The sequence below is a fragment of the Enterococcus sp. 7E2_DIV0204 genome (genome assembly GCF_002140855.1).
GTDB classification, from domain to species: domain Bacteria; phylum Bacillota; class Bacilli; order Lactobacillales; family Enterococcaceae; genus Enterococcus_L; species Enterococcus_L lemimoniae.
On the sequence record NZ_NGKY01000001.1, the window covers coordinates 1,674,108 to 1,678,828 of the forward strand.

6 protein-coding genes are annotated in these 4,721 nt (G+C 28.4%); 5 read left to right on the top strand and 1 reads right to left on the bottom strand.

Features of this window, described 5'->3' with window-relative positions; genetic code table 11:
- Positions 1-382 (top strand): HEPN domain-containing protein (locus tag A5819_RS19225; RefSeq protein WP_176271383.1); only part of this gene is annotated, 382 nt, incomplete at its 5' end.
- A gap of 1,139 nt (positions 383-1,521) precedes the next feature.
- Here the strand turns inward: A5819_RS19225 and A5819_RS07800 are convergent.
- The gene (locus tag A5819_RS07800; RefSeq protein ID WP_086282407.1) at positions 1,522-1,749 is read right to left on the bottom strand and encodes a hypothetical protein; all 228 of its coding nucleotides are present in this window, start codon (positions 1,747-1,749) and stop codon (positions 1,522-1,524) included.
- Positions 1,750-1,890: 141 nt separating this feature from the next.
- Here A5819_RS07800 and A5819_RS07805 point away from each other — a divergent pair, with 141 nt between their 5' ends.
- From A5819_RS07805 to A5819_RS07820, 4 genes are all read left to right on the top strand, one after another.
- Entirely contained in the window at positions 1,891-2,133 is a 243-nt protein-coding gene (locus A5819_RS07805; RefSeq protein WP_086282410.1) for a helix-turn-helix domain-containing protein, read from the top strand.
- Between the two features lie 86 nt (positions 2,134-2,219).
- Positions 2,220-2,462, top strand: a complete 243-nt coding sequence (locus A5819_RS07810) for a helix-turn-helix domain-containing protein (RefSeq protein ID WP_086282413.1) — start codon at positions 2,220-2,222, stop codon at positions 2,460-2,462.
- Positions 2,463-2,666: 204 nt separating this feature from the next.
- A complete protein-coding gene (locus A5819_RS07815; protein WP_086353029.1) occupies positions 2,667-3,800 on the top strand; it encodes a DUF262 domain-containing protein in 1,134 nt (377 codons plus the stop codon).
- A gap of 3 nt (positions 3,801-3,803) precedes the next feature.
- On the top strand, positions 3,804-4,334 hold the full coding sequence (locus A5819_RS07820) for a HEPN domain-containing protein (RefSeq protein ID WP_086353030.1): 531 nt from the start codon (positions 3,804-3,806) through the stop codon (positions 4,332-4,334).
- Positions 4,335-4,721 lie beyond the last annotated feature (387 nt).

Below are 4,721 nucleotides of genomic sequence, written 5' to 3' on the forward strand. Positions count from 1 at the left end.
GGCATGTGGAACTATTGAACAATGCTTAAAAACGTTATTTTATTGTCATTTTAAAGATGGAACAACCAATCAATTTGTTTTAAATTATCTAGAAAAGACTTTGATAACGAAAAATAGTAAAAATCCTTCGAAAAACATGATATATAGTACAATAACGATGTTTGATGACAGTAGAAAATTTAAAGATGAGCTGAAAAATATAAGCAATATTAATTTGACAGCTGTTTTTCAACATCTAGATTCACTGAGAAATCTCAGAAATCAAATTGCTCATGGGGATAAAGTAACTACAGTTTTTTCTGATGTTACAACATATGTGGATAGTTGTGTGATTTTGACGCTAGAAATAAAAAATACACTTAAGCTACAGTATGGTAATTGAATACAATAGTAAAATGAAAGTTTAGAAACGTTGAAATATCAATGTCTAGACTTTTATTTATACTATCCTTACTCAACAGTAACAGATGGCCTAGTCGTAATATCATAAACGATCCGATTCACATGATCTTTTTCAAAATATCCCATGAGAGATCAAGTATTATTATTTTTAATAATGTTTAATCCATTTTTTTATATACTACTTATAGATAAATCAATTGGTAAGAATATGTACTTAGTACCTGTCTCTTATACACATCTAGATGTGTATAAGAGACAGTGTTTATCTATTACAGTTTAAAATTGTTGAGGGAATAAATTAATAGTAACGGATAAACTATACAAAGTATTGCTAGTAAAACTAAAAAATAGAAATACTTTTTTGAACAGAATACGGATAAAAGGATAGTTACAATCACATAAATGATGATCATTGTAGTATAAATAATTGTACCACTGCCAGAGAAATCATTATAACTGGCTTTTGTTATGACACGTAATAGACCAAATGGAATTAAAAAAGCAAGAATGCCCCAAATTATATTAAAAACAAATCTAAATAGGTTCATAGTTTTACTATCCTTTATATTTTTTTATACGTAGGTCTGTATTTAGCAGCAGAGCCACAAATTTTAGTCCATAACACTACTTAAATCCTTTTTTGACGAGGGGAAGTAAAAATATAGCAATAAACAACAACAAGATAATTTTTTCATTGAGTAAAAACTCTTTATTATTCTGATTAGAAAATGATTGTATTATGAAACGCTTTCTCTGTCAATTTGTTTTTTGTTCAATATGAAACTTAATTAGGATTAAAGATGATGTATAATTTCGTTTTTTAGATTTTCTCAACAGATTAGTTATCAATAGTTCACATGGCAAGAACTATAATAAATTAGCAAAATGGTTATTATGAGGTTTATAGGAATTCTCTCTAGCTTTTTTTGAGCTGAAACTAAGTTGTGTTATATATTAAAATGTTTTGTGTAAACATCATAAGATATTCGTATCCGTCTGCAGATATTTAGCCAAAAAACAAGTAGTTAGAGAGTCAACTACTTGTTTAAATCTATCGTTCATCAGTAACAGTTCGGCTAATACTGATGAACTATAAAATCCCATTTTGCGGCTAGGATTTTAAATCAAAATGTTTTTCAGTTTTTCTTTGCTTTTCAGGTTTTGTGTTTCTTGAGTTAATGTTTTTAGTAATCGTTCATGCTCATAGAAGAGGTTATCGGGAATAGAGTGATTATGGGTGTTGTTTTTTAGTGAACTGAATGTTTCGTGCCAGTTCTTTAATTGTTGGATTGAATGATTTAGTTTATGTAGGTCTTGATAGGTGATCATTTTTACTGGGTGAGCCATGTTGAACCTCCTGATGATATTTTTTAACCTTATAAGGTTAATTTATCACAAGAATTATCCGTTGTCAACCGTATACGGTTAATTCGTTATATGGAAATGCTATATACTTCAGTTAACTGTACAAGGTTAATGGAGGCCATTATGACATATTCAGAAATTATTGTTTTTAGACTTAAGAAATTATGTGAACAAAAAGGAATTTCAATAAACAAGCTTGCAACGTTATCAGGGATGACCCAATCTACGCTGGATAATATTATGAAGGGGAATACTAAAAATCCTAAACTAAAAACGTTGCATAAATTAGCAATGGGATTAGATATGACGGTTTCTGAACTATTAGATTTTCCAGAGATGAATGAAACACTTTTTGATGATGAGTAATACTAAATATAACCCTGTAACATTAATGTTGTATATTTTCATTCGCTATACTTGAGTTAACTATACAAGGTTAATGGAGGAGAACTATGACTTATTCAGATGTAATTAGATTACGGCTTAAAAATTTATGTGATGAAAAAAATATATCTATCAATAAACTTGCGACTTTATCAGGTATAACGCAGTCTACTGTAGATAATATCATGAAAGGGAAGACTAAAAATCCTAAGTTAAAAACTTTGCATAAATTGGCTACAGGACTTGATATGACAGTTTCTGAATTGTTGGACTTTCCAGAAATGAATAATACTATATTTGATGATGAATAATTTATTTGTGTGAAGCTGAGATTTCTAATAAATCGTAGCTTTTTTATTTTAGTGTCAACTCAGAAGAATATCCATAAAATTCTGATCGGAAATCAACTTTATGAAAAAAAAAAATTATGCAAAGAACTAAATTGTTATTGAAAAAATCTTTTTTATAAGAGATAATAAATATAAATATATTGAGCGAAGGAGATTATTATTTTTATGGAACAAGTAAATGAAACTCTTGAAGAAACAATTGAAGTGAATGAGAATGAAACCAATGATGATATTTATGGAGATGATGAATTATTTTCAATCAATTCATGGGGAGCAGACCTATCATTTAGGGAATTGGCAAATATGTACGATGAAGATGAACTTTTAAAACCAGAACTACAACGAAATTATGTTTGGGATAAGCGAGAAGCAAGTAGATTTGTAGAATCTATTTTGTTAGGGCTTCCAGTTCCTAGTATTTTTTTGGCTAAAACAGTTGATGAGAACTATTTAATAATTGATGGGTACCAGAGGATAATGACCGTCTATGACTTCATTTTTGGTGTTTTTACTAAAGATGGTTCTGTTTTTAAACTGACTTCTAATGTAAATAAGAAATGGAAAAACTCGACATTTAAGCAATTGTCTATTACTGAGCAAAAAAGGATAAAAAGGACTACAATACATTCAATAATTTTTGAGCAAAAGAAACCTGAGTATGATGATACAAGCATGTATCAAATTTTTGAACGAATCAATACAGGTGGGAGGTCCCTATCCCCACAAGAAATTAGAAATTGTGTGTATCATAATAAGTTAAATAAATTGTTATTTGATTTAAATGATCTGAAACAATGGAGAAGTTTATTTGGACAACAAAATAAAGAGCCTAGAATGAAAGATATGGAATATATTTTAAGGTATTTAATGTTCAGTAATAAAGAGTTCATTGACACGACAGCTATTTCTTTAAAAAAAGAACTTAATTTATTTATGGATTTAAACCAAAATCCTGTTAATGATGATAAGCTAGAAAGTTATAAAAAACAATTTACTAAAACCATGGATACACTCTATAAAATAACGCCTACAGTTTTTGAGAATATAAACAGTGAGGGAAGTACGATGGGAAGATTTCACCCAACTATTTTTGATTCTATTGCTGTAGCCACAACGAAGGCCATTGCAGCTGGTATAAGTATTCCTTGGCTAGGTAATTTTGAAGAATTCAATAGAAGAAAGAAGCTTCTGGTTAAAGATGAGAACTTTGAGGAATATACTACAATTAGAACAACAAATACTAAGCATATAACTGGAAGAATTGACTTAGCCTATAAGTATCTTTTTGAAGAGGTATAAGAGATGATATATACTGATTTTGAGGAATTGTTATATGAAAATTTAAGTGATTTAAATAAACTTCAAACTATGATAGATAATTTGTTAGGAAATAAATTGAATCAGAAATATATTCAACAGGGAAGTTACTTAACAAATTATTTTATTATAAGGGCATGTGGAACTATTGAACAATGCTTAAAAACGTTATTTTATTGTCATTTTAAAGATGGAACAACCAATCAATTTGTTTTAAATTATCTAGAAAAGACTTTGATAACGAAAAATAGTAAAAATCCTTCGAAAAACATGATATATAGTACAATAACGATGTTTGATGACAGTAGAAAATTTAAAGATGAGCTGAAAAATATAAGCAATATTAATTTGACAGCTGTTTTTCAACATCTAGATTCACTGAGAAATCTCAGAAATCAAATTGCTCATGGGGATAAAGTAACTACAGTTTTTTCTGATGTTACAACATATGTGGATAGTTGTGTGATTTTGACGCTAGAAATAAAAAATACACTTAAGCTACAGTATGGTAATTGAATACAATAGTAAAATGAAAGTTTAGAAACGTTGAAATATCAATGTCTAGACTTTTATTTATACTATCCTTACTCAACAGTAACAGATGGCCTAGTCGTAATATCATAAACGATCCGATTCACATGATCTTTTTCAAAATATCCCATGAGAGATCAAGTATTATTATTTTTAATAATGTTTAATCCATTTTTTTATATACTACTTATAGATAAATCAATTGGTAAGAATATGTACTTAGTACCTGTCTCTTATACACATCTAGATGTGTATAAGAGACAGTGTTTATCTATTACAGTTTAAAATTGTTGAGGGAATAAATTAATAGTAACGGATAAACTATACAAAGTATTGCTAGTAAAACTAAAAAATAGAAATACTTTTTTGAAC